The organism is Halorientalis sp. IM1011 (genome assembly GCF_001989615.1).
Lineage (GTDB): Archaea > Halobacteriota > Halobacteria > Halobacteriales > Haloarculaceae > Halorientalis.
Map to the genome: position 1 here is coordinate 57,315 of NZ_CP019069.1, position 23,850 is coordinate 81,164.

Consider the following 23,850-nt stretch of genomic DNA (forward strand, 5'->3'; position numbering starts at 1 on the left):
CCCGTTCGCCCCGGTTAGCCACCGCTCGGTGTCGTATCTACGCCGAGACATCAGTGGCAGGGCCTACAGCCGAATCGGGCTTTGTTATGGCTTGGTTACGTCCGATGCAGATCTGCGGAGCGGTCAGGCGGAGGTCCCGACGCGCTCGGCCGGCGGCGCGGATTCGAGCGCGGAGAGCAGCGCCTCGACGGAGATCGTGTCGTCCTCCATCCGGCACGGGAGGACGAGTTGCAGGTCCCTGTCGACGTAGACGCCGAGACAGAGCCGGGGCAGGACGATCTTCCGGAACTCCTCGTCGGTCGTGCTCGAGGTGACGGTTCGCTCCTCGAACGGCGACTCGACGGGCACGTCCGCGTCGGCAGCCCAGGTCCGGAACTCCTCGATGCGGTCGAGTATCCGCTCGCCGGCGTGGGTTTCACCGCAGTGACCTTCCGGACAGACGGCTTTCCCCCAGATATCGACCGAGACGGTCTCGACGACCCCCTTTCGCTCCAGTCGCGATAGCTCCTTCAGGAGCCCCTCCTGTTGCTCGCGCACGCCGATCGGCGGCGCGAACGACCGCAGAAACACCTCGATCCGCGGCGGGCGTCCGCTGCGGAGTGACCGTGTCTTCGCCGTCCACCACTCACTGGTTTGGTCTGAACTGCGTCTCATTGTTACCCGTCCCTGGTTCCTGCCCAGGGTCACCGGATACCCCGCCCCGACTGTGCTTAAGTATCTCGACCGTTCGGTCCGATTGCCGTCGGTTAATTTCGGTCCAAACCGACGATAACGCGTGTATAGAGCAGGCGTCCACGGCGAATACCGTCGATACTCACGTGTAAGGAATCGGAAGCCGACGGAAGAGCGCCAATATGGACCGATCGAGCCGTAAGTAGTTCTTACGGCCCGGATCGAGCGCGTGAGACGAAGGCAGCGGGGAACCAGTGGATACCTGATCGGGTCCGGCGGGGCTCCCCCCAAGTCGGAACGGTGGCGAACCGCTCCGAGGCCGTGTGGCACGTCACGCAACTGTGCGTGTGACCCTCTGCGAGGGCCCATCCGGACGAACGGCCGAGTCCACTATTGTTATTCACTCGGTACGACGCTCGACGATCCGGTCGCCGTTCCGGACAGCCGCTGGATAACCTGACTATACTAATCACCACGAACGATGATGAGAGACTGTGCCACCGACGTGGTGGCCATCCACCATGACACAGTACGCTGACGTGGAGAACACTGGTGCACCGCTGGTTCCATTGCTCACCGATCGCACTGGTCGCGGTGACGGGACCGGTGAACTGACCGCCGGCGAGGTCGTCTGGCGGCTGGACACGGAGTGACGACCGGCGCTCGACACCGCCCGGATCCAGCGCGTTCCCCCGGTTCGGCGGCTCGCTCGCCGGTCGAAAACGCCACATAACGATACTCCCGGCAGCCGATGGATACAGTGCCGCGTCGGCGGTGACACAGTGGAAGGGTAGCTCAGTGGCAGAGCACCGTCGTGACCCTCGGTCCGACGGCGGCTGCAAGGCCCCGCGTGGTTCGATTCCCGCCCCTTCCGTGTCCTCTTTTGCACGTTACGCCGTCCGCCGTCGATTCCACCGACTAGAACGCTCCTACACACACCGGGTTTCCGGTGAAAGTTCCCGTCCGAGCGCTTCGATCCGTGAGTCGAGCGAGCGTGTGTGAAGCACAACCGATCCTCACAGGACACGCGTAGTAGCCGCCCCCTACCCGGAACAGCCGGCGTCCGGACACACCGGGTTTCCGGTGAAATCGCGTTCACAGAACCCGATAACGCTATTCGTGAAAGATATAGTATGTGATTCTACCCGGACTCGAAGACCGGTATTAGACCCGAGAATTCACGTAACCGACCTTTTTCACCGGAAACTCGGTGTGTTAATGTAACATTTCCATTCGTTTCGTGCTGTATTATTGTCGGGCAGTGGTCAGGTACGTGGACCGACACCGTGTTTCCGGTGAACCGAATCGGGGGTATTGACGGCGTGTCTATCAGAATAATAGTATACTTTCCGATGGATGCCGACCGGCCCAATTTTCGCCTTTCGTTCTACCTCGCTCTCGATTTCACCGGAAGTCCGGTGTCCAGATTTCGGGGAAAAAGTAAAGACGGGTCCACCGGAAACGCGGTGTGAGAGGATGTCCGAATCCGACGATCTGTTCATCCGGGAGGATCCGATTTTCGCGAACAAGGAGCTACTGGAGATCAACCACCTCCCGGACGAGGGGCGGATCGTCGGTCGCGACGAGGAGATCAGCCAGCTGGCGAACGCCGTCAACCCCGCCATCTTCGGCCAGAGTCCCAGTAACATCCTCATCTACGGGAAGACGGGGACGGGCAAGTCCCTGTGTGCGAAGTACGTCTCCCAGCGGCTGATCCGGACCGCCGACGAGGAGGGCGTGACGGCCGCGTTCGCCTACGTCGACTGCGCACAGGACTCGACGGAGACGCAGGCCGTCCAGACCATCGCGAGCGCACTGAACGACCGGGAGACGACCGATATCAAGATTCCCGACCGCGGGATCAGCACGGCGACGTACTACAAACGGCTCTGGTCGATCCTCGACGCGCGGCTGGACGTGGCGCTCGTCATTCTCGACGAGATCGACAAACTCGATTCCGACGACATCCTGATGCAGTTGTCGCGTGCGGGCGAGGCGGGCAAGATCGACGAGTGCAAGATCGGCGTGATCGGCATCAGCAACAAGATCAAATACAAAGACCGGATGGACGAGCGGGTCAAGTCCAGCCTCTGTGAGCGGGAGTTCGTCTTCCCCCCATACGACGCGACGCAGTTGCGCTCGATCATGGACGCCCGCAGCGACGCGTTCCGGGAGGGCGTCCTCGAGGAGTCCGTCGTGCCACGGGCCGCGGCGCTGGCGGCCAAGGAACACGGGGACGCGCGGAAGGCGATCGACATCCTGCGGTACGCCGGCGAGATCGCCCAGGCCAACGACGTGGGGACCGTCCGCGAGGAGTTCGTCATTCAGGCCCGCGAACGGGCCGAGACCGACCGATTCCGGGAACTCATCCGCGGGTCGACACCGCACTCCCGGCACGTCCTGCAGGCGCTGACCGTTCTCTCGCTGGACGAGACCGACGAGGAGGCGTTTCGGACGACACGGGTGTTCGAGGTGTACCAGCAGATTTGCCGGCAGGAGGGGGCCGATCCGCTCTCCTTGCGCCGCGTCCGGGACCTCCTGAAAGAACACGCCTTCCTGGACATCATCGAACAGTCACGACACAGCGGTGGCAGTGCGGAAGGGAGTTACACGGAACACCAGTTGCTGGAGGATCCGCACGTCGTCAAGCGCGTTCTGGCCGAAACCGTCGAGTCCTGAATCCCGCGAGTCGGTCGAAGCAGGTAAGAGGACGGACTGGATACCGAACGTATGGCCGATAAGTCGATCAGCTACGCTCTGGTTCGGGAAGTCGCTGCGGAGAAGGGGGTCGATCCGGAAGCGCTGGTCCCGCTCCACGACGTGATCGATCCGGACGCGCTCGAATCGATGTTCGACAACACCGACGGATCGACGCTTCGGAACGGCCACCTCTCCTTCAGCTACGAGGGTTTTTCCGTCAGAGTGGACGACGACGGCTCCGTCTCGCTCACGTCAGCTCCCTACGACGAGTAGAGCGACCGTGCCGACGTGTCGTGTGCGTTCTGTTCGCACGATACCTATCAGGAATTATTGACAGGAGCCAAATAACTGGCGGGCGAGGGGATACACAGATGTCAAGCGAGCGTTCACGGGGTGCTCTGGAGGGGCTGCCGGAGTCAGCCGTGTTCCCCGTCGCGCTAGTCTGTCTGTTGGTCGTCTCGTCACTGGCGTTCGCCACGAACTACGACATTCTCGGTGCCATCGGCGTGGTGCTGCTCGCTATCCTCTCGCTCGTCTACGGCGCGCTCCAGATGCCCGAGCAACTGGACTAGAACAGACCGAGAACGACAGTACTCACCGCCTGTACGATCTGCTCCCAGATGGAGAATCCGACGGTGATCGACAGCACCGTGTCGAGTCCGAAGAAGGCGAACAGGCCGGCCCCGACGAAGTGCGCCTTCCTGAGGTCGAACGCGTGGGAGAACCGATAGAAAAACAGGGCGTTGGCGAGGCTCACGGGGATGATCGCCAGCATCTCGCCGACCCAGATAGCCGGATGTGCGCCGTACTGGATCGCGAGGCCGATCGTGACCAGCTGGGTCTTGTCGCCGAACTCGCCGACGGCCATCATGCTGAAGATCGGCAGGAAGCTCCCGAGCGTGGTCGGGACCGTCCCGATCACGGGGAGTTCGTACCCGTCGACGGCCTGGACGCCGGAGCCGTCCGTGTCCATCGGCTGGTCCTCGGGTGCCGGCGCGGACCGCCAGAGCGCCGCCGCGAAGAACAGGAAGAGGGCAGCGGTGATCGCGTCCAGATAGAGCCCGGGCAAAGCGTTGCTGACCGCCTGCCCGAACCAGATCTCGAGGGCCGTCCAGCCGGCGAAGGCGGTCCCCGCGGCGGCGACGACCACGAGCGGGTTGTAGCGCGTCGAGAGCCCGGCGATGAGAAACTGCACCTTCTCACCGGGCAACACGGCGAGCTGGGCGGTCATCGCGATCACCATGATCTCGAGGAAGCCGCTCATAATTCGGAGGCGTGTCGGGTGTCGGGCTGGTCCTGGGTATCGGTCTCGGCGGCCCGCGCGCCGATCGTCTCGGCGACCTCGTCGGGGAGGTCCTGCCGACCGTCGTCGTGGGAGACCGTCACCATGCCGATGGGTGCCTTCTCCTCGATTACGAGCCGACGACCGGGGACGATGCCCGCCTCGGCGAGGTACTCCAGTTCGTCCTCGTTCCGGTCACGGACGCGCGCGACGACGACGCACTCGCCGACGGGGAACGCCGCGAGCGGCCGGGTCTCGTCGGCGGCCGGCGGTTCGAGCGTGGCTTCCGGGATCGGATCGCCGTGCGGGTCGACCGCGGGGTCACCCAGTCGCTCGGCGATCCGCGCCTCGAACTCCTCGCTGATGTGGTGTTCCAGCACGTCGGCCTCCTCGTGGACTTCGGTCCACTCGTAGTCGAGGTGGTCGACGAGGAACGCCTCCAGCAGGCGGTGGTGTCTGATGATCTCGACGGCGACCGTCTCGCCCTCGTCGGTCAGCTCCACGCCCTTGTACTTCTCGCGCGCGACGAGCCCCCGATCCTCCAGTTTCTCCATCATGCTCGTGACCGTCGGCGCGGTCACGTCCAGCGAGTCCGCGATCAGCGAGGGCTTGACCGGTGCCCCGTGCTCGCGCTGGAGTTCGTAGATCCCCTTGAGATAGTCCTCCATCACGTCACTCAGCATCTTGGTTTGTTTTAGACGCATCTAATCCATAAGTCTGTTCCTTCAAACAACCGAGTTCACACGCACGAATTCACGTCCGTCGACCGATAGACCTGGCCGCCTCAGGCGGGATCCTCGCGGATGCGGTGCAGATCGACGTCCGCGGATAGATCGCCGAACTCCGGGTCCGCTCCGACGACGAGTGTTGCGTCTTCCTCGAGCGCCAGCGCTGCCGCGTACGAATCACCCAGCGAGATGCCGCCGGCACCTTTGATCCGGGCGACACCGCTCCAGGACGGGGTCTCGACCGTCAGGCCGTAGCCCCGAAGAATTCGCAGGTCCCGCTGTCCGACCTCGAACTCGTCGTCGCCCGGCGGAACTCGATTCGGATCTCCCGTTTCGAGACGCGCGATCTTGTAGACGATCTCGGTCGCTGTGGCGTGGGAGATCGCGCCGGTCGACTCGTCGCGTTCGATCGCCTGCAGTCGCTCGGTCACGTCAGACGCGCCCGGCTCGTCGTAGAGATACGCGAGAAGGGGCTCCGTGTCGAAGACGTACTCCGTCATCGGTGCCGGTCGAGTTCCGCGTCGCGCTCACGTTCGAGTTCCTCGTCCTCCGCCTTCATCTCCTGTAAGTGCTCGCGGACCTCGCCCGTCTCGTAGCGACCGGCGTGGACGCCCTGCATCTCTTCGACCGAGGGCAGGGGTTCGACCACGATCTTCCCCTCCGCTTCGTGGATGAGTACTTTCCCGGGCGTCTCGATACCGAACCGCTCCCGCAACTCCTTGGGAATCGTCGCTTGCCCCTTCTTGGAGACGCGGATGACCTCGCCGTCGTCGGTATTACTGGACATCTTTGTATTACATTTCGAGTCAGTCATACTAAACCCTTCTTGCTATACTCACGGCTGTCGTCGGTACCGATGAGGAAATCGTGAAATCGGTGGCGGCTCGACGGGGTTCCGGTCGACGAACGGCGGTCGCGGAATCGACCTACAGGCCCCAGTCCAGGTTCGCGGCGATCTCCAGGTGGTCGGTCGAGTGCAACACCGTCGCGACGCCCACGCCCACGAGGACGGCGCCGGCGAGGACGCCCGAAGCCAGCACGGTCCACACCGTCGGTCCCGCCGACTGGATCGACGGCGAGTACGTCGCGATGGCCCAGAAGAAGTCGCCGATGAAGATCCCGCCGCCGATCAGAAGGATGGTCCCGAGGAGACGACTCGGCGTCGGCGTTGCGGGTTTGTCCTTGATACGCATTGCATTAGGTACGGTCTTCCAGCGAAATATGTGTTACTACGGTCACGGCCGTCGAAAGTGTTGAGCAGTCGGTTCCGGTCCGGCGATCCGACGGCCGGTATCGGGTCCGTTGCCCGCAACTAACTGCGAAGAGAGTGACTTCGACGCGGCAGGATCTCAATTACAAAGCCTTCACCGACGAGTCTCAGACGCGGATGTACAGCGGGCAAACTGTCGCGGTCGTGGTCCCGGCGTACAACGAGGAGGGGTTCGTGGGAGACGTCCTCGATTCGATCCCGGCGTTCGTGGATCGTGTCTACGTCGTCGACGACTGTTCGACCGATGGGACGTGGCGGGAGATTCGCGACCACAGCGAACGGGACGATCGGGCGGTCGCAGCGAAAGCCGACGGCGGACGGTCGGTCGACCGGATCGAAGCGATCCGACACGAGACCAACCGTGGTGTCGGCGGCGCGATCAAGACGGGGTATCGGCGTGCGCTTCAGGACGGGATGGACGTGACCGCGGTGATAGCCGGCGACGGGCAGATGGACCCGTCGATCCTCGACCGGTTCGTCGAGCCTATCGTCGAGGGCCGGGCCGACTACACCAAGGGGGACCGCCTCCAGTCGCCCGAGCTCCGGGCTGGGATGTCGTCGTGGCGGTCGGTCGGCAACTACCTCCTGACCTTCCTGACGAAACTGGCCAGCGGGTACTGGCGTACCAACGACCCACAGAACGGCTACACGGCCATCTCGATCGACGCGCTCGAACGGATCGATCTGGACGAACTGTACGACCGCTACGGGTTCAGCAACGACCTGTTGATCACGCTCAACGCCTACGGCTTCCGGGTCGCCGACGTGCCGATGCGGGCCATCTACGGCGACGAACAGAGCCACATCAACTACGCGTCGTTCGTTCCGCGGCTCTCGACGCTGTTGTTCGTCGGCTTCCTGTGGCGGCTGAAGGTCAAGTACTGTCTCGCCGACTTCCACCCGCTCGTGTTCCTGTACGCGCTGGGCGTGCTCGGCGGCGCGTCCGGGCTCGCACTCGTCGGGCTGGTGGTGACACAGGGCGCGTCCCTGCTGGCCGGGAGCGTGTCGGTGTTCATCCTCCTGTTCAGTTGCGCGCTGCTGGTGTTCGCGATGATCTTCGACATGCAGCACAACGAACACCTCGAAGAGACGGTTTCGTACTGAACGCGGCTCCACCGACCCTATTTTTTCAGTCGGCCGTCGACGACCGCCCGACTTCTGCGGCCCCTGTCGATACCCGTCGCGAGACACCCGTGACGCTGTCGACCGCGTGGGGATTCTCGGCGACGGTCACGAGCAACTCGGTGAGGTCGACGGTCTCGTCCAGCAGGTCACGTCGGCGAGACTCCCAGCGGTCGACTGCTTCGTCGTCGGTCAGCAGCTCGAGGGCTGTCTCGCGGACGCGCTCGAAGGACGCGACGTTGCGGACGAGGCCGCGCTCTTCCAGTTCGAGGAAGTTGCCCATGTCGTCCGCGCCGACGAAGGAGTTCGAGCGGACCGCGGGCGTCCCGAGCAGCGCGGCCTCGGTCACCATCGTCTGGGTGTCGGCGACCAGCAGCGACGCCTCGGCCAGCGCGTCGTGGAGCCGGGCGGGGTGGAGATCGAAGCGCCGGCCCGCGGTCGATTCCACGTCCAGGTCGTCGCCCTCGTCGGAGACGAGGACCGTCGCGTGATCGGCCAGATCGGCGATCAGCGTCCGGACCTGCTCGACGGAGAATCCGCCGTGGCCCACGTCGTGGTGGGAGCCGAAGGCGTTCAGGCGGAGGATCACGAACGGATCGTCCCCCACGCCGAGGTCCTCGCGGACGGACGGATCGGCGGCAAAGCGGTCGGGGTGGAGGTAGGCCGACTCCTTGAACCCGTGGAACACGCGGTGTTTCGAACCGAGGTCGTTCCGGAACGTGTCGGGAGTCAGGAGTGCGTCGGCCAGCAAGCGGGCGATCCGGTGGTCCAGCGACGAGGGCTCGGAGTCGTGGACGAGGATCGTCCGGGCACCGGTCAGGCGGCCGGCGGGCGCGGCGTAGGCCCCGATCCCGAACACCACGTCGGGGTCGAACCGCCGCGCCGCCGCGAGGGCGCGGGCGTACTGGGCGGGCAGGTTGGTCAGGAGCGAGCGTTTCGTCGTCCCGCACTCGCCGTAGACCTGATAGGGGAGATCGGCGGCGTCGGCGAGCGCGAGCGTACAGCCGTAGTCACGCGCGAGAACGCGTACCTCGTGGCCCCGCTGCTGTAGTTCCGAGACGGCGTTTTTGTACAGGTGGACGTGTGCCGGCGTGTTCGTGAAGAACAGGTATCGCATTACCGGTTCTGTACCGGGAGAACTCTTTGTTAACGGCTCTATTCGGTTGGGCACCGAAAGAATCGGCAGGTCGGAGTACCGCTTGCTGGTCCCGTTCTAGATCTGCGCGGGATCGATCTCCTCGCCGTCGACGAGCAGGCGGAACCGGTCGGCGGAGACGTTGGCGGTCCAGTCGGTCAACCGGCCGCGAATCTCGTAGTCGTCGGTATAGCCGTTACCGGTCGCACCGGCGACGATAGTCGTATCGCCGTCTTCGGTGACCGTATCGCTGGCCACGCTCTTTCCGCCTTCGGCGTTCGGCCCCTTCGAGACTGGTCCGTCGACGGTGAACTCGTAGCGGACGAGCGGCCCACCTTCGGACGTCTCGATCGTGAACGTCCGCGGTTCGTCGGGTGCGGCCGTCGCTTCTTCGCCGTCGACGAGGACGCGGTAGTGTTCGGGGTCGACGTCGGCGGACCAGTCGACGAGTTCGCCATCGAAGCGGTAGTCGTCGGTGTAGCCGTTGCCGGTCACGCCGGCGACGATGGTCGTCTCACCGTCCTCCGTGATGGTGTCGTTGCCCTCGGCAGCATCGCCTTTTGAGACAGTTCCCTCGACCGTGAGTTCGTACTCGACGAGCGGGCCCCCTTCGTTCGTTTCGACCGTGAGCGTGTGCTCCGTCGACTCGTCGGCCGTCGCTTCCTCACCGTCGACGAGGACGCGGTAGTGTTCGGGGTCGACGTCGGCGGACCAGTCGACGAGTTCGCCATCGAAGCGGTAGTCGTCGGTGTAGCCGTTGCCGGTCACGCCGGCGACGATGGTCGTCCCACCGTCCTCCGTGATGGTGTCGTTGCCCTCGGCAGCATCGCCTTTTGAGACAGTCCCCTCGACCGTGAGTTCGTACTCGACGAGCGGGCCGCCCTCGTTCGTCTCGACCGTGAGCGTGTGCGGGAGTGTGGTCTCTTCGTCGTCGGTCTCGGTCCCGTCATCGCTTCCCGAGCCATCGGTGTCTCCCACGCTTCCGTCGGTGTTCGCGTCGGTACTGCTACCAGCGGCTTCCTCGGGAGTCGTGGGTACACCTGCGGGCGGATCGGTCCGCGGTTGGCCCGCAGAACTGCCGGTTAGTTCGTTCCCGTCCCAGTAGAGATGGGTCGTCCCGTATCTGGTGTCTTCCACCCTGACGCTGGCCGTATCACTGGTATCCCAGCCCGGCGCGCCGACGACGACGTCACCGAAGCGGCCGCCGGAGAAGTCACAGTCGTACGCTTCGGTGTGCTGGAATCGACCGATGAACCCTCGGTCGCCACCCACGGCCACGCAGTTCCGGCAGTACGACCCGTCCGTGCCGATCCGGAAGTGTGCGGCCCGGCAGTCGGCAGCGAAGGAGTTCGTGATGTGGACTTCGCCACCGCCGCCGGTCCCGCTGTCGTATTCGTCGGTGTGTCCCGGTGTGCTCGCGTAGATGGCGTTGTCCGGGAACCCCTGGATGTTCACCCGGTCGATCTTGAGCGTCCCAGCGTGTGCCTTCCCAACGTAGATGCCCGTCGAGCCCGGGTACGAGTCGTCGATCGCGCCATCGCCGAGATACACGTTCTCGATGACGCCCGTACTTCCTTCGTCGACGAGGGCGATGAACGGTTCCGCCTTCTCGAACTCGTCCCACACGCCACGAACGCCGACGTTCCTGACCGTCCAGTCGCTTCCACTCGCGTAGATCAGGTACGTCGCTCCGTCGGCTGTGATATCGATCAGCGTATTCTCGAAGGTCTCACCGTCGCCGATTCGCTTCTCGTATCGTTCGCCCGCCGGAACTTCGATGACGTCGTAGTCGCCATCGGCAGCCGCCGCGACGCCAGTCGAGGCAACTCCCAGCGTGGCGACCGCCCCCATCATCGACTTCAGATACGGGCGTCGGCCCACTACACCTCGGGTGGTGTGCTTTCTCTCGTCGCTTTCGTCACCGTAACTATCGTCTTCCATACACCTCGATCAGGAGATGCTTACCCAGTATAAATATTTCATTTATGTATCAAAACCGCATGTTAGAGTGCGTAATTGGCCTTGAATAGTCATATAACATATAATAAACGCAAGTAAATAAGAGTAGTCGGATAGCATGCGAGCCCAACCGTATTCGGCCGGCTCGTTATCGGATCGAACCTCGGTAAGAACCGCCTAACAGTCGTGAGAACGGTCCGGAACCGGTCGGAGTTTTCCCTGTAGTCGGGGTCAGCGTTCGGCCGGAGTCGAGATCGGTAGCTGGCGCGCGGTCAGATCAACTCCGTGCGGAGCTGGTCGACGTCGAGCAGTCCCATCGAGACGGCCAACAGGGTCCAGGTCGTAACGCCGAGGAGGACACTGCCGATCAGCGTTGGTATGTCGGTAACGAACCGCTGGGAGAACGAGACGACTGCGGCCATCACCAGTGCGACGGCACAGACCCGACCCAACCGGTTCCCAACCTGGGTCCGGGAGATCGGGAGTTCCGAGTCTATCAGGTAGAGGTTCACGGTCAACATGATCGCGTAGCTACCGACCGTCGCGACCGTCGCTCCGACAGCACCGTATACGGGGATGACGACGAGGTTCAGACCGAAGTTGAGCAGGGCGGTACCGCCTTTGGCGACAGCTCTGCCCCGAGCGCGGCCGAGATAGTCGAGCGTGTCGTTCGTGATTCTATTGATCGCTTGCAGGACGACGAACACCGACAGAATCTGAACCAGCGGAATGGCACCGAGATATCCGTCACCGAAGACGTACCTGACGGCCGGGTCGGCGACGAGATAGATGCCGACTGCTGCTGGGAGGTAACACAGGAGCGTGTACTCGAGCGTCGTCTCGTATACGCGGGCCGCGCGGTCGAGGTTACCGCTCGACTTGTACTCACCGAAGGATGGAGAGAGTGCGAAGCCGAGCGAACTCGCCGGCGCAGTGACGAACTCCGTCAGTTGTTTCGCTAGCGTGTAGTACCCCACGACGACCGGCGTGAGGAAGTACCCGATCAGAAGTATGTCCACGCGCTTGTAGAGGATTTCCGCCGCGCTCGTGACCGTTAACGGCACGCAGTACGAGAGGATGCGCCGAAGGAGCGCCAGATTCGAGACGGCTGCATCCTCGGCATTACGACCGTCGTCCCTCCCGTCCCCAGCCAAGTCGGCAGCCCCCTGTTCCGTCGACGTATCCGTATCGGGACCGTCCTCCCGCGAGGAGACTCCGATCCGTGATACCAGTCGGAACAGGGCGAACAGGCCGAACACCGCACCGAGTGCGTATCCGGACACGTAGCCGAGGAGTGCACCCGTCGCACCCATCCCCAGACCGAGAAACAGGAGCATCGAGACGAGTGTCCCAACGTCCGTGACGACGGACTGGCGGGCGCTCCAGTCGACCTCGTTGAACCCTTGACACAGATAGTAGCCGTAGGTGTTGAGCGTTCGAAAAGCGATATACAGGAAACCGACCGAGAGTAACGCAGTCAGTTCGTCCCCGCCGAACAACCCGGCGATCCGGCTGCGAAACAGGAACACCGTAGCCGAGACGACGAGGATAGTCAGGCCGTTGATGAGGATCATCGAGCGGACGATGAACGGAATCCGTGTGGGGTCCCGCTCGCGGTACTCGGTGACGTAGCGGGCAGTCGACTTGGCGATACCCAGCTGACTGACCAGCAGGGCGAGACCGAGAACGGAGATGGCGAGGTATAGCCGACCGTACTCCGAGGGAGTCAGAAACACCCTGGTGAGCAGAAGGGTGATCACTGCGCTGATGCCAATTCGGAGCAGTTGCGACGCCAGAACGGCCTTGAAACCGTCGAGTAGGTTCCTCGTCGACGGCATATTAGCTAGTGTCCTTTGCGGTGAACGTGATGGACCAGTTTGCCGCCTCGTCGACCGACCGACCGCCGACCGTTTGCCCCTCCTCCGAGAGCGGACGGACGACGAGCGTCGTCGTCTCGGTCGCGAGCGAGAGCGGAGGAGTGGTGTCGGGGAGAAACCCATGCGCCGAGAGTGATTCCGTCGGGATCGAGCCGGGCAACGCGGTACAGAGGTCGACGTCCCGGTACCGGTCGACGACGGCGGCGAGCAATGCCCGGACGACGGCAGGCCGCAGCCCCGAGAGTGGGAGGGCGTCGACGATGTTCGCGCGATCGAACCCGTATCGGTTCCGGTGCCCGACGACGACTGCAGCGACGACAGCCCCTCCCTCGCGGGCCAGGAACGTATCGTAGTCCCAGCGAGGATTGTCGAACCGCCAGTCGAGGAACTGCTCCTCCCGATGCGTGTGCAACGTGTCCGGGACGGCGCTCCGATACAAACGGGACAGGATGTCGATCGGAACGCCCCGACGGCGTTCCACGGTCACGGGCGATCCACCGGGTCTGGCGAGGGCGTCGCGTACACGGTAATACGCATCGGTCGCAGACGCGATGGTTCGAGCAACGGGTGTGCCGATCGGGCCTTCGATCCGTGAGCCGACGACTGCGGCCGGGTGCTGGATCCGATAGTATATCGGGTGTGTCGTTACGGCCCGCCAGCCGAGATCGAGGTTGCCGGGGAGGGTCCGGTCGTTCGGGAAGTTGAAGTACAGAGACGGGGGGCCGTCGCGATGGGCCTCGATGGCGGCTTCTGTCATTTCGGTGAACAGCCCGCGTCGACGGTGGTCAGCGGCGACCATCGTATCACACGGCTGGTACGCGAGCACGGCGTCGTCGCCGGCCGCGATCGGCATCGGGAAAAACGACCTCGCGCCGACCAGTTCCCCGTCGGTCTCGGCGACGTAGATAGTGACGTCGTCGGCGTAGGGGTTATCCTGGTATTTCCAGCGGAACCACGCTGGCCTGGCCGGCCCGTCGAAGACGTCACGGTAGAGCGATAGGTACGCGTCGTGGTCGTCCGGCCGGAAGGGACGAACCGTGTAGCTAACCGGCATACTCACCGTCCAGCGTTCGGCGAGCGACTTCGTCCATCGTCGCAACCGTGATCGCGCCGTCCCGTCGTCGTCGGGCCACGTGTGAGAGGACGGCCCGGAGCCGCTCGAAGTCGGCCGCTCGCGTCAGATTGTTCGGATGGAGCCAGAGGTGGAACACGCCGTCGGTGTCGGCCGCCGCGTCGATACCGAGTTTCGCCTGCCTGACGACGGGATCCTCGGCGATCAGTTCGAGGGCCGACGTGACGGGGGTCTCCAACGAGAAGAGGTCGAGTGACGCCGGCAGTTCGACCAGCCCGTGTTCGTCGACTCGTGGTGTCACGACCGGCGGCGCGTCGCCGACAGTGTATCCGGCGAGTTTCGCGAGTGGGTACAGCGGCGCGTCGTCGTACCACCGTGAGGGCGTTCTGGTGCGGTAACAGCGGAACCCGTGTTCGGCCAGTTGCGCTCGGAATCCGACTACGTTCCGGGGATAGACGAACGAGCGGAGCGAAATATCGTGTGTTGCAGCGATCTCGACGCACGTTTCGAATTCGGCGGCCGCCACGTCGGTACCGATCTGACCTGGGTCGAAGATGACATGTGAGAACGAGTGACAACCAATCTCGTGATCGACGCCCGCACTTCGGATGTGGTCGATCAATGCCGACCCGTACCACCGACGGTGGGAGACCTCGGTACCACCCGGATCCCGGGCGAACCACTCCGTTGGTGCGGGGTGGTTCCCGTGTCGACCGTCACACTCGTCGAGAAACAGGTGGCCGACCACGGCCCACGTCGCCGGCACCTCGAAGCGATCAAGATACCCGAGGAGACGTACCCATGCGGACCGGGCCCGCTCGATCCGTTCCGTGGGCCGGTCCGGCTGATCGTGGAACCCCCAGGCAAGTTCGGCGTCGATCGATATCACGATCCGTCCCATCGTCGTTTGATCAACAGATCGCTGTCCGCAATAGTTAGGAGCGAACTTGTGACCCGTGTTCACGATCGGGTCCTGTGACGACCGTCCCGGTATACGACTTATAACAAAGACCCAACCCATCGGGGAAGATACACGATGAGGGAGTCCCTGATTCGGTCGACAGGTGACGGCGTTCTCGGGACGGTACGCGGGCGTATCCAGTCGGCGGTACGGCAGGTACCGACCGATCTCGTGTTGGTGGTCGCCTTCGCGCTCGGTGCGGTGAGCCTGCTCACGGTCGGGGTGTCGTCGCCGCTCGTCCGGGCCGTTCTCGGGTTCCCGCTTCTGTTTCTGGTTCCGGGATACGTAACCGTCGCGGCTGCGTTCCCGCGGGCACGCTCGGGCACTCTCGAGCGAACGGGCGCTCTCGGGCAGGTTCGAGAGGTGAGTGGCGTCGAACGAGCAGCACTGTCGTTTGGACTGAGCGTCGCGCTTTTGCCACTACTCGCACTCGCCATCGACGTCTCACCATGGCCGTTCGAGTCACCCGTACGCGCCGGGGCTGTGAGCGGGTATGCGGGGGTGATGGCGGCGGTAGCCGTGTACCGACGGGCACAGGTCTCGGACGCCGACCGGTATAGGTGGCACGTCGGCCGCACCCTTGCGTCGATTCGGACTGCACTCGCCGGGACTTCGAAGCGGGAGACTGTGCTGAACCTGCTCGTCGCTGTTAGCCTCGTTGCGGCGACTGGCGCTGTTGGATACGCGCTGGCCACGCCACAGGACGGCGAGCAGTACTCGACGATCTCGATACTCACCGAGAACGAGTCGGGAGACCGAGTTGCGGGGGACTATCCAACCGATCTCGACACAGCAGACGATCGGCGACTCGTCGCGGCCGTCGAGAATCGCGAGGGGCGGGAAACCACCTACGAACTAGTCGTAGTGGTTGAGCGAGTCGATCCGTCAGGCGAGGACAATCGGGTGACCGAGCGCGCGGTGCTCTCCCGCGGGAACGCGACTGTCCCGCCAGGTGGGACGTGGTACTACAGACACGGTCTTCGACCAGTTCTGGACGGCGAGAACCTGCGGGTGAGCTATTTCCTGTACGAGGGCGACGCACCCGCGACGCCGACACCGGAGAGTGCGTCTCAGCACGCCTACTTCTGGGTATCGGCCGCTGACGAAACCCCATGATCCCCGCCCGTTGCGGTTCGGCGGGGAGTAAATAGAGGATAACAAACTGTGAGGGGGTCGATCAGTCGTTGAAATGGTCCTTTCGCCGACCCGGCGTCGCCTCGGAAAGGTCGGTCTCGTAATCGGGGCGACAGCGGTGGCAGTGGGGGTGTTGATCGCACACCGAACGCCAGCAACCGGGTACGAACTGTCAGTCTACCACGCGACGCCGGTTGCGGTCTGGGCGTGTCTCGCCGTGGCGCTTGCCACGGCGATCCTCGTGGGACTCACCGCTGGCGCAGCCGATGATCGAGGGGTACTGGCCGGCGCGCTCGTGGTCGGAGGGGCAGCGATGACGGTGTTCATCGGCCTCCCGATCGTCCGCGGATACCGCTACTACGGACACCACGACGCATTGACCCACCTCGGGTGGGCACGAGCGATCAGCACGGGTACCATGTCGCCGTTTGACCTGTTCTATCCGGGTATTCACACGGCCGGTGGGTTCGTCAGTGGCGTCGTCGGGATACCGCTGTCGCGGGCGATGCTGTTCGTCGTGCTGGGATCGGCCCTCGTATATCTCGTCTTCGTACCGCTCTGTGTCAGGCTCGTCGCTCCAACCGGAATGGCGACCGCCATCGCCGCGTTCGGCGCGTTTTTGCTCCTTCCGATCACGTCGATCTCGACGTATCTCCTCCCACACGCAATGTCGCAGGCGATATTCGTCTCGACCGTCTTCCTTTTTCTCCTTCTGAAGTACGTCACCACATCCTCCCGGGGCATCTCGATATCGGCGGTCGGAGCGATGCTGGCGCTCGTCTCGGCGTGTACGCTCCTGTACCATCCACAGCTCGTGGCCCACCTGATAGCCGTCGCAGTCGGAATTTGTCTCGTTCAGTACGCGTATCGTCGTAGAGCGTCGTCCGGTCCGGTCGACAGCTGGTCCTCACGGACCCGGATCAGCGACCACGAAACACTGTACGGGCAGACGCTGTTTCTGATCGTGCTCTTTTTCGGGTGGTCTTCGAATCACGGATTTTTCCTCGGGACCGTCAGCGCCGCTGTGGGGGGAACGCTCGAGTTCCTGTTCGGGGGGGCGGGAACGGCCGGGGCGGCAGTCGCCTCACAGAGCGGATCGCTGCAGGAAGTCGGCGGGAGTCTCCCGGAACTGTTCCTCAAACTGTTCGCTGTAAAGGCGATCGTTGCGCTAGCGGCCGGGGCGCTGATCGTCGACATCCTCCTCAGGGGATCGGAGGGTCGATTCCGTGATATTCCGTCGGTGACGAAATACGTCACCGTCGGACTGATCGGCCTCAGCACGGTGTTCGGGCTCTATTTCCTCAGTTCGGCTTCGAAGCTGTACTTCCGGGTCGTCGGTCTGGTCATGGTGCTCGTCGTGGTCCTTGCGGCGATCGCTGTCTACGAAGGCGTCAGCCGCGTTCGGTGGTCGTCGTCGATCTCGATTCAGGCAGGGCTCTCGGTCATCTTGGGTGTACTCGTCGTGGCGTCCTTGATCACCGTATTTCCGTCGCCGTACGTCTACAAGGCGTCGCCACACGTCACCGACATGCAGATAGAGGGGTACGAGCAAACGTTCGCTGTCCGGAACACGAGCAAGGGTCTCGCGGGCTTTCGAAACGCGCCCAATCGCTACGACGACGCGGTTAACGGGAACGAGGACCTGAAGCGAAGCCACTACACGATCACCGAGGACGATATGGCCGAACCGCTAACTAGGCGTTTCGAGACGGACACCTACGTCGTGGTAAGTCAGGCCACCATCGAGCGGGAACAACGAGCCTATCGCGGGCTCCGATTCACACGGCCCGAGATACGTGGAATCGGAACACAGCGCCGTGTCGATCGTGTCGTCGCCAACGACCAGTTCGATCTCTACCTGGTCCCCGCCTCGAGATAGCCATTCCGGTGGCCCGCTGGCGGCCAGCGACACCGAATCCACTCTATAACTAACGGTCTCGCCTCGGGGTACTACCTCGATGACCGGTACGTCAACGCAGGAGTCATCGGTGTTGGTCGTCGCCGATTTCACTGGGAACCAGGGAAAAGCGGAGCGACACGTCGGGCCACTCGCGCGGGTCGCCGATCCCACGATGCTCTGTGTGAATCCGCCGGCGGCAATCGACGGCGTGGACATCGAAACGCCGCCGACCGTCGGCGTCAGACCGCTCGACCTCCTCATTCTGTCGCTGTTCGCCGTGGTCGAGTGCGTTCGTCGCGACTATGCGGCCGTCTGCTCGTTCTCTCTGTTCCCGTACGGATGTGCGGCACTCGTCGCCGGTCGAGTCGCTTCTGTCCCGACCCACCTCGGTGTCATCGGGGGCGACATCGACGTACACGCGACCGGATACTACGGGCCGGCAGTCCGGTGGCTCATGAGTCGGTTCGCGGTCGTTTCCGTCCCGGGGACTGCGTCTTGTCGGAAACTCGATGCACTCGGCGTGCGACCAGGGAGGGTAGCGACACTCACGAATCCGATCAGACCGGCCGCGTTTCCGGCGGCTTCGCCTGTGTCCCACCGGCCAATCGACCTGCTCTGGGTCGGGCGGTTCTCCCGGGAGAAGGATCCGGTACAGTTCGTCGACGTGGTAGCGGAGATAGTCGCAGGTGCTGGGAGGGGTGATCTTCGGGCGGTCATGGTCGGCGACGGCACCGAACGGGCGGCCGTCGAGTCGCGGATTCGCCACCACGGCGTCGGGGACCACGTGGAGTTGCCGGGGTGGGTAGACGATCCGACGCGGTACTACCGGAACGCGCGGCTCTACGTACTCACATCCGACCGGGAGGGATTGCCGCTTACGCTCATCGAGGCGATGGCGACGGGGGTCACACCGGTCGTCCCGGACGTCGGGAACGTGTGTGACGTCGCCGTAGACGAACAGACCGCAGTCGTCATTCCCGGTGGAGAGACGGCCGGATTGGTCGAAGCGGCGAAGCGGTTGCTCACCGACGACGACCGTCGGACGACCCTGGCGGAGAACGCGATGTCAGTCCGGGAGACCTATTCCTATGAGGCCGCGGCCGACGACTGGCGACGGATACTCGCCGCCATCGGCGTTCCTGGAATCGAGGCCGTCGATACGGGGACAGCCCAGTCCCGGGCGACCAATGTCCTGTCGGAGTAAGTCATACGGCGGAACGGCCGGGATACCGGCCGTTGGTAGAGCGTTCGAATGTCGTAGACGACACATAACCAAAATAGTAGGGCGTCAATCCCAGATCGATGGTGGGCCAATCCCGGAGTGACGACGATCAGGAGGCACGGCGCAGGCTCTCTCGGCGGGAACTGCTGCTTGCGTGTGCCGCGGGTCTGGCTGGATGTAACGGTTTCGACGCCAGTCGTTCCCAATCCGGTCCCGGTTCACCGACTCCATCCATGACTCAGAGTGCAACGGCCGACCACGGAACGGTACGACGCGCAGCGCCGGGCGAAGTAACGGACGTACTGGCAGCGGGAGCCGACGCGCCCGGCACGACGCGTGTCGAGCTCTACCCCGAATCCGTCTACCGGCCGAGCACCCCCTGGTCGATCGCAGATGGCGTCGTCCTGCGGTACAACGGCGCGACCGTCGAGCCGCGGGGGGACGTAGACCTCCACCACGTTTACCCGGGTGGCCGGGTCGAGGACGCACACGTGAACCTCCGCAACGTCGACGGAACTTACACGTCGAGTGTGTTCCGCTTCGACAGCGGGAAGTTCGGATTCTACGGAAATTCGAACCCCTGGCACGTACGCGGCGGCTTCACCGAGGGACGGATCGGCGAGGGAACGCTCTTCGAGTTCGCGCAGGGAGGCGAGCAAGCGATCTACTTCGTTCGGGTAGCGCACTCGGTCCGGAACATCGGCACGGTCGTGGACATGCACCGGTCGGACGCATACGGGATCAACGGATGTCAAATATCCGGCATTTGGTATGGGTTCCAGCGAGGTATACACACGCACAACTCCGGCTCTGTCGATCGCCTGACCGACAACATTGCGGGCAACGAGTTCGACGTTGTCGTCCAACCCGCCGACGAAACCGAAATACTCTGGGACCTCGAACGGGGTCGATTCAACGTTCTTCGAGGCCGGTTCTGGGACTACGGTATGTACGACGACGTGATGTGGCGGTTACACGGGGACGACGCCGACGACCGATACGGGAACGTCCTGCGCTGGTTCCCCGTCGACGGGAGCAGGCGGTGGTTGTTGGCGGAAAATCGGGTGGGCCACGCCTTCGACGACCAAGTCGGTAGCGACCGGAACCGGATCGTCGTACCGTGGTTACAGGGACACCCAATTACCGATTTCACTGGATGAGCGGTCGTCTACCCAATCCAGCGAGACTCACTCGTTAATCCGCCCAGGAGCGTTTAGCGACGTGATCTGTTGGTGCCCCTCAGTACGGAGAAACTCCGAGCAGAACTCCCCGGGCGACCCGACCCAGCCACCCATGTCGAGCGCTCGCTCGATCAGCCGGCGGTAGAGCCGTCGGTACCCGGGGAACTCGCGGGGATCGAACAGTCGCGGGTGAAAGAGCACGGTCATCACGGCGTCGTTGGCCCGGGCCTCGGTGAGCAGGGACTCACAGGCCGCCCACGCGGCCTCGAACCGCTCGCCGGGATCGGGGAGGGTCTGCTCCATGAGCGTCAGCGGGAAGACGACGAACCCGTCGTCGAAGGGCCGGCGGAGGTCGTACCCGTGCAGGAAGCCGTACTCCTCGGTCGAGCCGAGGCTGGTGTCGTAGGCGAGGCCGAGATCGCGGTAGTGACGCCACGTCTCGGGATCGTCGAATCGGAGGTAGTGCTGGCGACCACCTGCGATGTCGTGGCCCAGCACCGACTCGATACGGGCTTTCTCCTCGGCCAGGCGCTCGCGGTCGCGAGCGGTGTGGTAGGAACCGTGGAGGCCGACCTCCCACCCGCCGCGGTCGAGCTGGCGCACGGCCCGGGCGATCGCTGGGTCGCGCACGTCGTACCGGCTGACGGTCTCTACTAGCGTCTGCGGGTCGGTCAGGTCCGACCACGGCCGCGAGCGTACTGACTGTTCGTTGAGGAAGTAAAACGCCGAGCGAACGCCCAGTTTCGCTTCGAGAGTCATGATCTCCTCGAACTGCCAGTAGGGGTTGTGGCCCGGCAGGAGAGCGCGCAGATGTCGGGGTGACCGCTCCGCGAGGGCGTAGAACGCGGCGTGGACGGCGGTCTTGTAGGGCCGGTCCACGTCGTGGGTGAGGCAGAGCGCGAACGGGTACTCGGTGTCCGTGATCGCCGTCACGGCTCATCCCCGGACCGCGTCCTCGACGGGTGCAGCCTCGATCGTCCGGTCGAGCGCGCGGACGATACGTTCGGCCGTATTCCCGTCGCCGTATGGCTGTGGTTTCTCCGTGACCGCGAAGCGTCGGCCGAGGTTCCGCCGGATCGCACCGGCGTCGGCCCCGACGAGGACGTTCCAGCCGGCCTCGACGGTCTCGATCCACTCGGTCTCCTCGCGCATGGTGACACAGGGCGTATCGAGGTAGAACGCCTCCTTCTGGACGCCGCCGGAGTCGGTGGCTACGCGTTCGGCACCGTCGAGCAGGCGGACGAAGTCCAGATAGCCCACCGGATCGACGAGGTGGACGGACTCGGGCAGGTCGCCGATACCGTCGGCGGCTTTCAGCGCCGCAATGGTCCGTGGGTGAGCAGGGAAGACGACGGGCAAGGGCGCGTCGGCTAGTCCCTCGACGATAGCGGCCAGTCGCTGTTCGTCCTCGGTGTTCGCGGCGCGGTGGACCGTCGCGAGGATGTACTCGCCGTCGTCGTGGCCCAGACGGTCCAGCACCCGCGAGCGGTCGCGGGCGCGGTCGCGGACGGCAAGCAGGGCGTCGTAGGTCACGTCCCCGACCTCGTGGACGCCCTCGGTGACGCCCTCGCCGGCCAGCGTCTCGACTGCCCGCTCGGAGGGGGCAAAGAGCAGATCCGAGCAGTGGTCGGTCAGCACGCGGTTGATCTCTTCGGGCATGGCCCGGTTGTCGCTCCGGAGTCCCGCCTCGACGTGTGCGAGTCGTACGTCGCGTTTCGCGCCGACGAGTGCCGCAGCGAGCGTGGAGTTGGTGTCGCCGTAGACGAGCACAACGTCGGGGGATTCGCGGGCCACGACGGTGTCGAGTTCTGCGACCATCGAACCGGTCTGTTCGGCGTGCGTCCCCGAGCCGACGCCGAGGTTCACGTCCGGTTCGGGGATCGGGAGCTCCTCGAAGAACACGTCGCTGAGCTCGCGGTCGTAGTGCTGGCCGGTGTGAACGAGGACGTGCTCGTGCGTTCCCAGTGCCTCTGAGACCGGGAACGCCTTCACGAACTGTGGCCGTGCGCCGACCACCGAGAGCACCTTCATCGCCGTCCCCCGTGTCGCTCGTCGTCGATCGACTCCTCGGCCGTTCCTGCCCGTCGCCGTCCCGATTGCCTGGTAGCCAACATCGTGTCGTGGCGGCGGCTTCCCGCCGGCCGGCCTTTGTTATGGCTTCGGTGCAATCGCGAACGCGGCGTGCAGATGTCGTTTAACGGCGGTCACGGGGCTGTATACTCGTCTTTGGATGGTTGCGGCGTAGTTGCGACGCGTAGGCGAGGTATAACAAACTTGGCCGGTCACGAGAGGTTGACACGTTCTCCCGGCGCCGACGGCGGGAGGGAAGTGAGTATGACACAGATCGAATCCGAGCGAGCGACGGCGGAGCCAGCGGCGGGCGGGATCACCGGGGCCGACAGGACCGTACTCCGGTGGTTCGACCGCACGCTCACGTACGCGCGTGAGCGTGACTATCGCGGGTGGGACTACGGCGACGGCATGAGCAGTCGCCTGTTACAGGCACTCCCGGTCGAGAACAAGTGGGTGAACCTGGCCGTCCAGGAGACGGTCAAGCGCGCCCCGGTCAACGTCAGGCCCCTGTTCCTGGTCGAACAGCGCCGCAACTACAAGGGGACGGCGCTGTTCGCGATGGCGAACCTGACGGCGGCCCGGCTCCGCGGCGACGAAGCCGTCGACTTCGAGGGGACCACCGCCGTCGACTATCGCGGGGAGGCCCGCCGGCTGGCCGACTGGCTCGTCGACGAGCGCCGGGATGGGTACAGCGGCTTCTGTGGCGGCCACAACCACACGATCCAGTTCCTCGACGGTCGCGGCCGCCCCGAGGACCCCGACGCGGTGTCGACTACCTACGCGGTGAAGGCGCTTCTCAGAGCGAGCGCGCTCGACGACTCCTACGCCGACCTCGCGCGGACGGCAGCCGACTTCCTGATCGAGGACCTGAACTACCGGCCCGTCTCAGACGGGCGCGGCGCGGTGATCGACTACCACCTGAACAAGTCGGGCGACCACTACACGATCAACGCGGGGGCGCTGTGTGCGCGGACGTTCCTCGACATCTACGACGCGTTCGGGGACGAGGAGTACCGACGACGGGCGACGGAACTGCTCGATCACGTCGCGGACCTGCAGACCGCACGCGGCGGCTGGTACTACCGCGATCCACCGGACGCCTCTCACCTCTCGATGGACGGCCATCACAACGGATTCGTGATCGAGTGTTTCCAGCGGTACCGGGCGGTGACCGGCTCGGATCGGTACGACGGGACGCTGACCGACGCGCTCTCCTTTTACCGCCGGGAGCTGTTCGAGCCCACGGGCGCGCCGAACTTCGACGAGGAGAACGCCTATCCCCGGGACATCCACGCGAGTACGCAGGGCGCGCTCGTGTTCACCTACGCCGGCGAGTACGAGTTCGCCCGGCGGATTCTGGAGTGGGTGTTCGAGAACCTCCACGCGGGCGACGGGGCCTTCTACTACCGGAAAGAGCGGTTTTTCACGCGTCGCGTCACGCTGATGCGGTGGTGTCAGGCGTGGATGGCCTACGCCATGGCCGAGTACCTCGACGCGCGACGGACGGAATCGATTACCGACGGGTAACCGTCGCATAACAAAACAGCCAGTAGTCGAAGGAC

General features: G+C 64.1%; 23 protein-coding genes and 1 tRNA gene. 11 read left to right on the forward strand and 13 right to left on the reverse strand.

Features of this window, described 5'->3' with window-relative positions:
• Nucleotides 1–123: 123 nt before the first annotated feature.
• Nucleotides 124–654, reverse strand: a complete 531-nt coding sequence (locus tag BV210_RS19115) for an HTH domain-containing protein (protein ID WP_157526195.1) — start codon at nucleotides 652–654, stop codon at nucleotides 124–126.
• A gap of 539 nt (nucleotides 655–1,193) precedes the next feature.
• On the opposite strand from BV210_RS19115, the gene BV210_RS20795 reads away from it, so the two are divergent.
• The 5 genes from BV210_RS20795 to BV210_RS20095 all read left to right on the forward strand — a co-directional run bounded on the left by BV210_RS20795 (nucleotide 1,194) and on the right by BV210_RS20095 (nucleotide 3,944).
• On the forward strand, nucleotides 1,194–1,325 hold the full coding sequence (locus BV210_RS20795) for a hypothetical protein (protein WP_256385570.1): 132 nt from the start codon (nucleotides 1,194–1,196) through the stop codon (nucleotides 1,323–1,325).
• 131 nt (nucleotides 1,326–1,456) lie between these two features.
• Nucleotides 1,457–1,546: transfer RNA gene (locus BV210_RS19120), tRNA-OTHER, on the forward strand.
• Between the two features lie 602 nt (nucleotides 1,547–2,148).
• Nucleotides 2,149–3,351: an orc1/cdc6 family replication initiation protein gene (locus BV210_RS19125; RefSeq protein WP_077208411.1), complete on the forward strand. Its 1,203-nt coding sequence runs from the start codon at nucleotides 2,149–2,151 to the stop codon at nucleotides 3,349–3,351.
• A 51-nt stretch (nucleotides 3,352–3,402) separates the two neighbouring features.
• Nucleotides 3,403–3,645: a HalOD1 output domain-containing protein gene (locus tag BV210_RS19130; protein ID WP_084802737.1), complete on the forward strand. Its 243-nt coding sequence runs from the start codon at nucleotides 3,403–3,405 to the stop codon at nucleotides 3,643–3,645.
• Nucleotides 3,646–3,743: 98 nt separating this feature from the next.
• Nucleotides 3,744–3,944 (forward strand): hypothetical protein, encoded by a 201-nt coding sequence (locus BV210_RS20095; protein ID WP_157526197.1) that lies wholly within the window; start codon nucleotides 3,744–3,746, stop codon nucleotides 3,942–3,944.
• Here the strand turns inward: BV210_RS20095 and BV210_RS19135 are convergent.
• From BV210_RS19135 to BV210_RS19155, 5 genes are all read right to left on the reverse strand, one after another.
• Nucleotides 3,941–4,636 (reverse strand): TMEM165/GDT1 family protein, encoded by a 696-nt coding sequence (locus BV210_RS19135; protein WP_077208413.1) that lies wholly within the window; start codon nucleotides 4,634–4,636, stop codon nucleotides 3,941–3,943. The genes BV210_RS20095 and BV210_RS19135 overlap by 4 nt on opposite strands.
• Nucleotides 4,633–5,337, reverse strand: a complete 705-nt coding sequence (locus BV210_RS19140) for a metal-dependent transcriptional regulator (protein ID WP_077208414.1) — start codon at nucleotides 5,335–5,337, stop codon at nucleotides 4,633–4,635. Before BV210_RS19140 ends, BV210_RS19135 begins: the two co-directional genes overlap by 4 nt.
• A 101-nt stretch (nucleotides 5,338–5,438) precedes the next feature.
• Entirely contained in the window at nucleotides 5,439–5,882 is a 444-nt protein-coding gene (locus tag BV210_RS19145) for a PIN domain-containing protein (RefSeq protein ID WP_077208415.1), read from the reverse strand.
• Entirely contained in the window at nucleotides 5,879–6,169 is a 291-nt protein-coding gene (locus BV210_RS19150) for an AbrB/MazE/SpoVT family DNA-binding domain-containing protein (protein ID WP_077208416.1), read from the reverse strand. Before BV210_RS19150 ends, BV210_RS19145 begins: the two co-directional genes overlap by 4 nt.
• A gap of 139 nt (nucleotides 6,170–6,308) precedes the next feature.
• A complete protein-coding gene (locus BV210_RS19155; protein ID WP_077208417.1) occupies nucleotides 6,309–6,575 on the reverse strand; it encodes a hypothetical protein in 267 nt (88 codons plus the stop codon).
• A 194-nt stretch (nucleotides 6,576–6,769) separates the two neighbouring features.
• On the opposite strand from BV210_RS19155, the gene BV210_RS19160 reads away from it, so the two are divergent.
• Nucleotides 6,770–7,756, forward strand: coding sequence for a glycosyltransferase family 2 protein (locus BV210_RS19160; protein WP_077208464.1), 987 nt, complete (start codon nucleotides 6,770–6,772; stop codon nucleotides 7,754–7,756).
• A gap of 25 nt (nucleotides 7,757–7,781) precedes the next feature.
• Here the strand turns inward: BV210_RS19160 and BV210_RS19165 are convergent, their stop codons facing one another.
• From BV210_RS19165 to BV210_RS19185, 5 genes are all read right to left on the reverse strand, one after another.
• The gene (locus BV210_RS19165; protein ID WP_077208418.1) at nucleotides 7,782–8,891 is read right to left on the reverse strand and encodes a DUF354 domain-containing protein; all 1,110 of its coding nucleotides are present in this window, start codon (nucleotides 8,889–8,891) and stop codon (nucleotides 7,782–7,784) included.
• A 96-nt stretch (nucleotides 8,892–8,987) separates the two neighbouring features.
• A complete protein-coding gene (locus BV210_RS19170; protein WP_077208419.1) occupies nucleotides 8,988–10,850 on the reverse strand; it encodes a hypothetical protein in 1,863 nt (620 codons plus the stop codon).
• Nucleotides 10,851–11,140: 290 nt separating this feature from the next.
• Nucleotides 11,141–12,706 carry a flippase gene (locus tag BV210_RS19175; RefSeq protein WP_077208420.1) on the reverse strand — a complete coding sequence of 522 codons (1,566 nt, stop codon included), beginning with the start codon at nucleotides 12,704–12,706 and terminating at the stop codon, nucleotides 11,141–11,143.
• Nucleotide 12,707: 1 nt separating this feature from the next.
• Nucleotides 12,708–13,799, reverse strand: coding sequence for a GNAT family N-acetyltransferase (locus tag BV210_RS19180; protein WP_084802738.1), 1,092 nt, complete (start codon nucleotides 13,797–13,799; stop codon nucleotides 12,708–12,710).
• Complete coding sequence (locus BV210_RS19185) at nucleotides 13,789–14,706, reverse strand: polysaccharide deacetylase family protein (RefSeq protein ID WP_253741739.1); 918 nt, start codon at nucleotides 14,704–14,706, stop codon at nucleotides 13,789–13,791. Before BV210_RS19185 ends, BV210_RS19180 begins: the two co-directional genes overlap by 11 nt.
• Before the next feature lie 147 nt (nucleotides 14,707–14,853).
• Between BV210_RS19185 and BV210_RS19190 the strand changes: the two genes are divergently transcribed.
• The 4 genes from BV210_RS19190 (at nucleotide 14,854) to BV210_RS19205 (ending at nucleotide 20,194) form a co-directional block, all read left to right on the forward strand.
• Nucleotides 14,854–15,894 carry a DUF1616 domain-containing protein gene (locus BV210_RS19190; RefSeq protein ID WP_077208423.1) on the forward strand — a complete coding sequence of 347 codons (1,041 nt, stop codon included), beginning with the start codon at nucleotides 14,854–14,856 and terminating at the stop codon, nucleotides 15,892–15,894.
• Between the two features lie 73 nt (nucleotides 15,895–15,967).
• Nucleotides 15,968–17,791 (forward strand): hypothetical protein, encoded by a 1,824-nt coding sequence (locus BV210_RS19195; protein ID WP_077208424.1) that lies wholly within the window; start codon nucleotides 15,968–15,970, stop codon nucleotides 17,789–17,791.
• 109 nt (nucleotides 17,792–17,900) lie between these two features.
• Nucleotides 17,901–19,016: a glycosyltransferase family 4 protein gene (locus BV210_RS19200; RefSeq protein WP_172824939.1), complete on the forward strand. Its 1,116-nt coding sequence runs from the start codon at nucleotides 17,901–17,903 to the stop codon at nucleotides 19,014–19,016.
• Between the two features lie 251 nt (nucleotides 19,017–19,267).
• Nucleotides 19,268–20,194, forward strand: a complete 927-nt coding sequence (locus tag BV210_RS19205) for a hypothetical protein (RefSeq protein ID WP_077208426.1) — start codon at nucleotides 19,268–19,270, stop codon at nucleotides 20,192–20,194.
• 27 nt (nucleotides 20,195–20,221) lie between these two features.
• Here BV210_RS19205 and BV210_RS19210 read toward each other — a convergent pair whose 3' ends face one another.
• Nucleotides 20,222–21,148 carry a polysaccharide deacetylase family protein gene (locus tag BV210_RS19210; protein ID WP_253741742.1) on the reverse strand — a complete coding sequence of 309 codons (927 nt, stop codon included), beginning with the start codon at nucleotides 21,146–21,148 and terminating at the stop codon, nucleotides 20,222–20,224.
• 3 nt (nucleotides 21,149–21,151) lie between these two features.
• Nucleotides 21,152–22,246 (reverse strand): non-hydrolyzing UDP-N-acetylglucosamine 2-epimerase, encoded by a 1,095-nt coding sequence (gene wecB, locus BV210_RS19215; RefSeq protein ID WP_077208427.1) that lies wholly within the window; start codon nucleotides 22,244–22,246, stop codon nucleotides 21,152–21,154.
• Between the two features lie 303 nt (nucleotides 22,247–22,549).
• Between wecB and BV210_RS19220 the strand changes: the two genes are divergently transcribed.
• On the forward strand, nucleotides 22,550–23,815 hold the full coding sequence (locus tag BV210_RS19220; protein WP_253741751.1) for an antibiotic ABC transporter permease: 1,266 nt from the start codon (nucleotides 22,550–22,552) through the stop codon (nucleotides 23,813–23,815).
• Nucleotides 23,816–23,850: the final 35 nt, after the last annotated feature.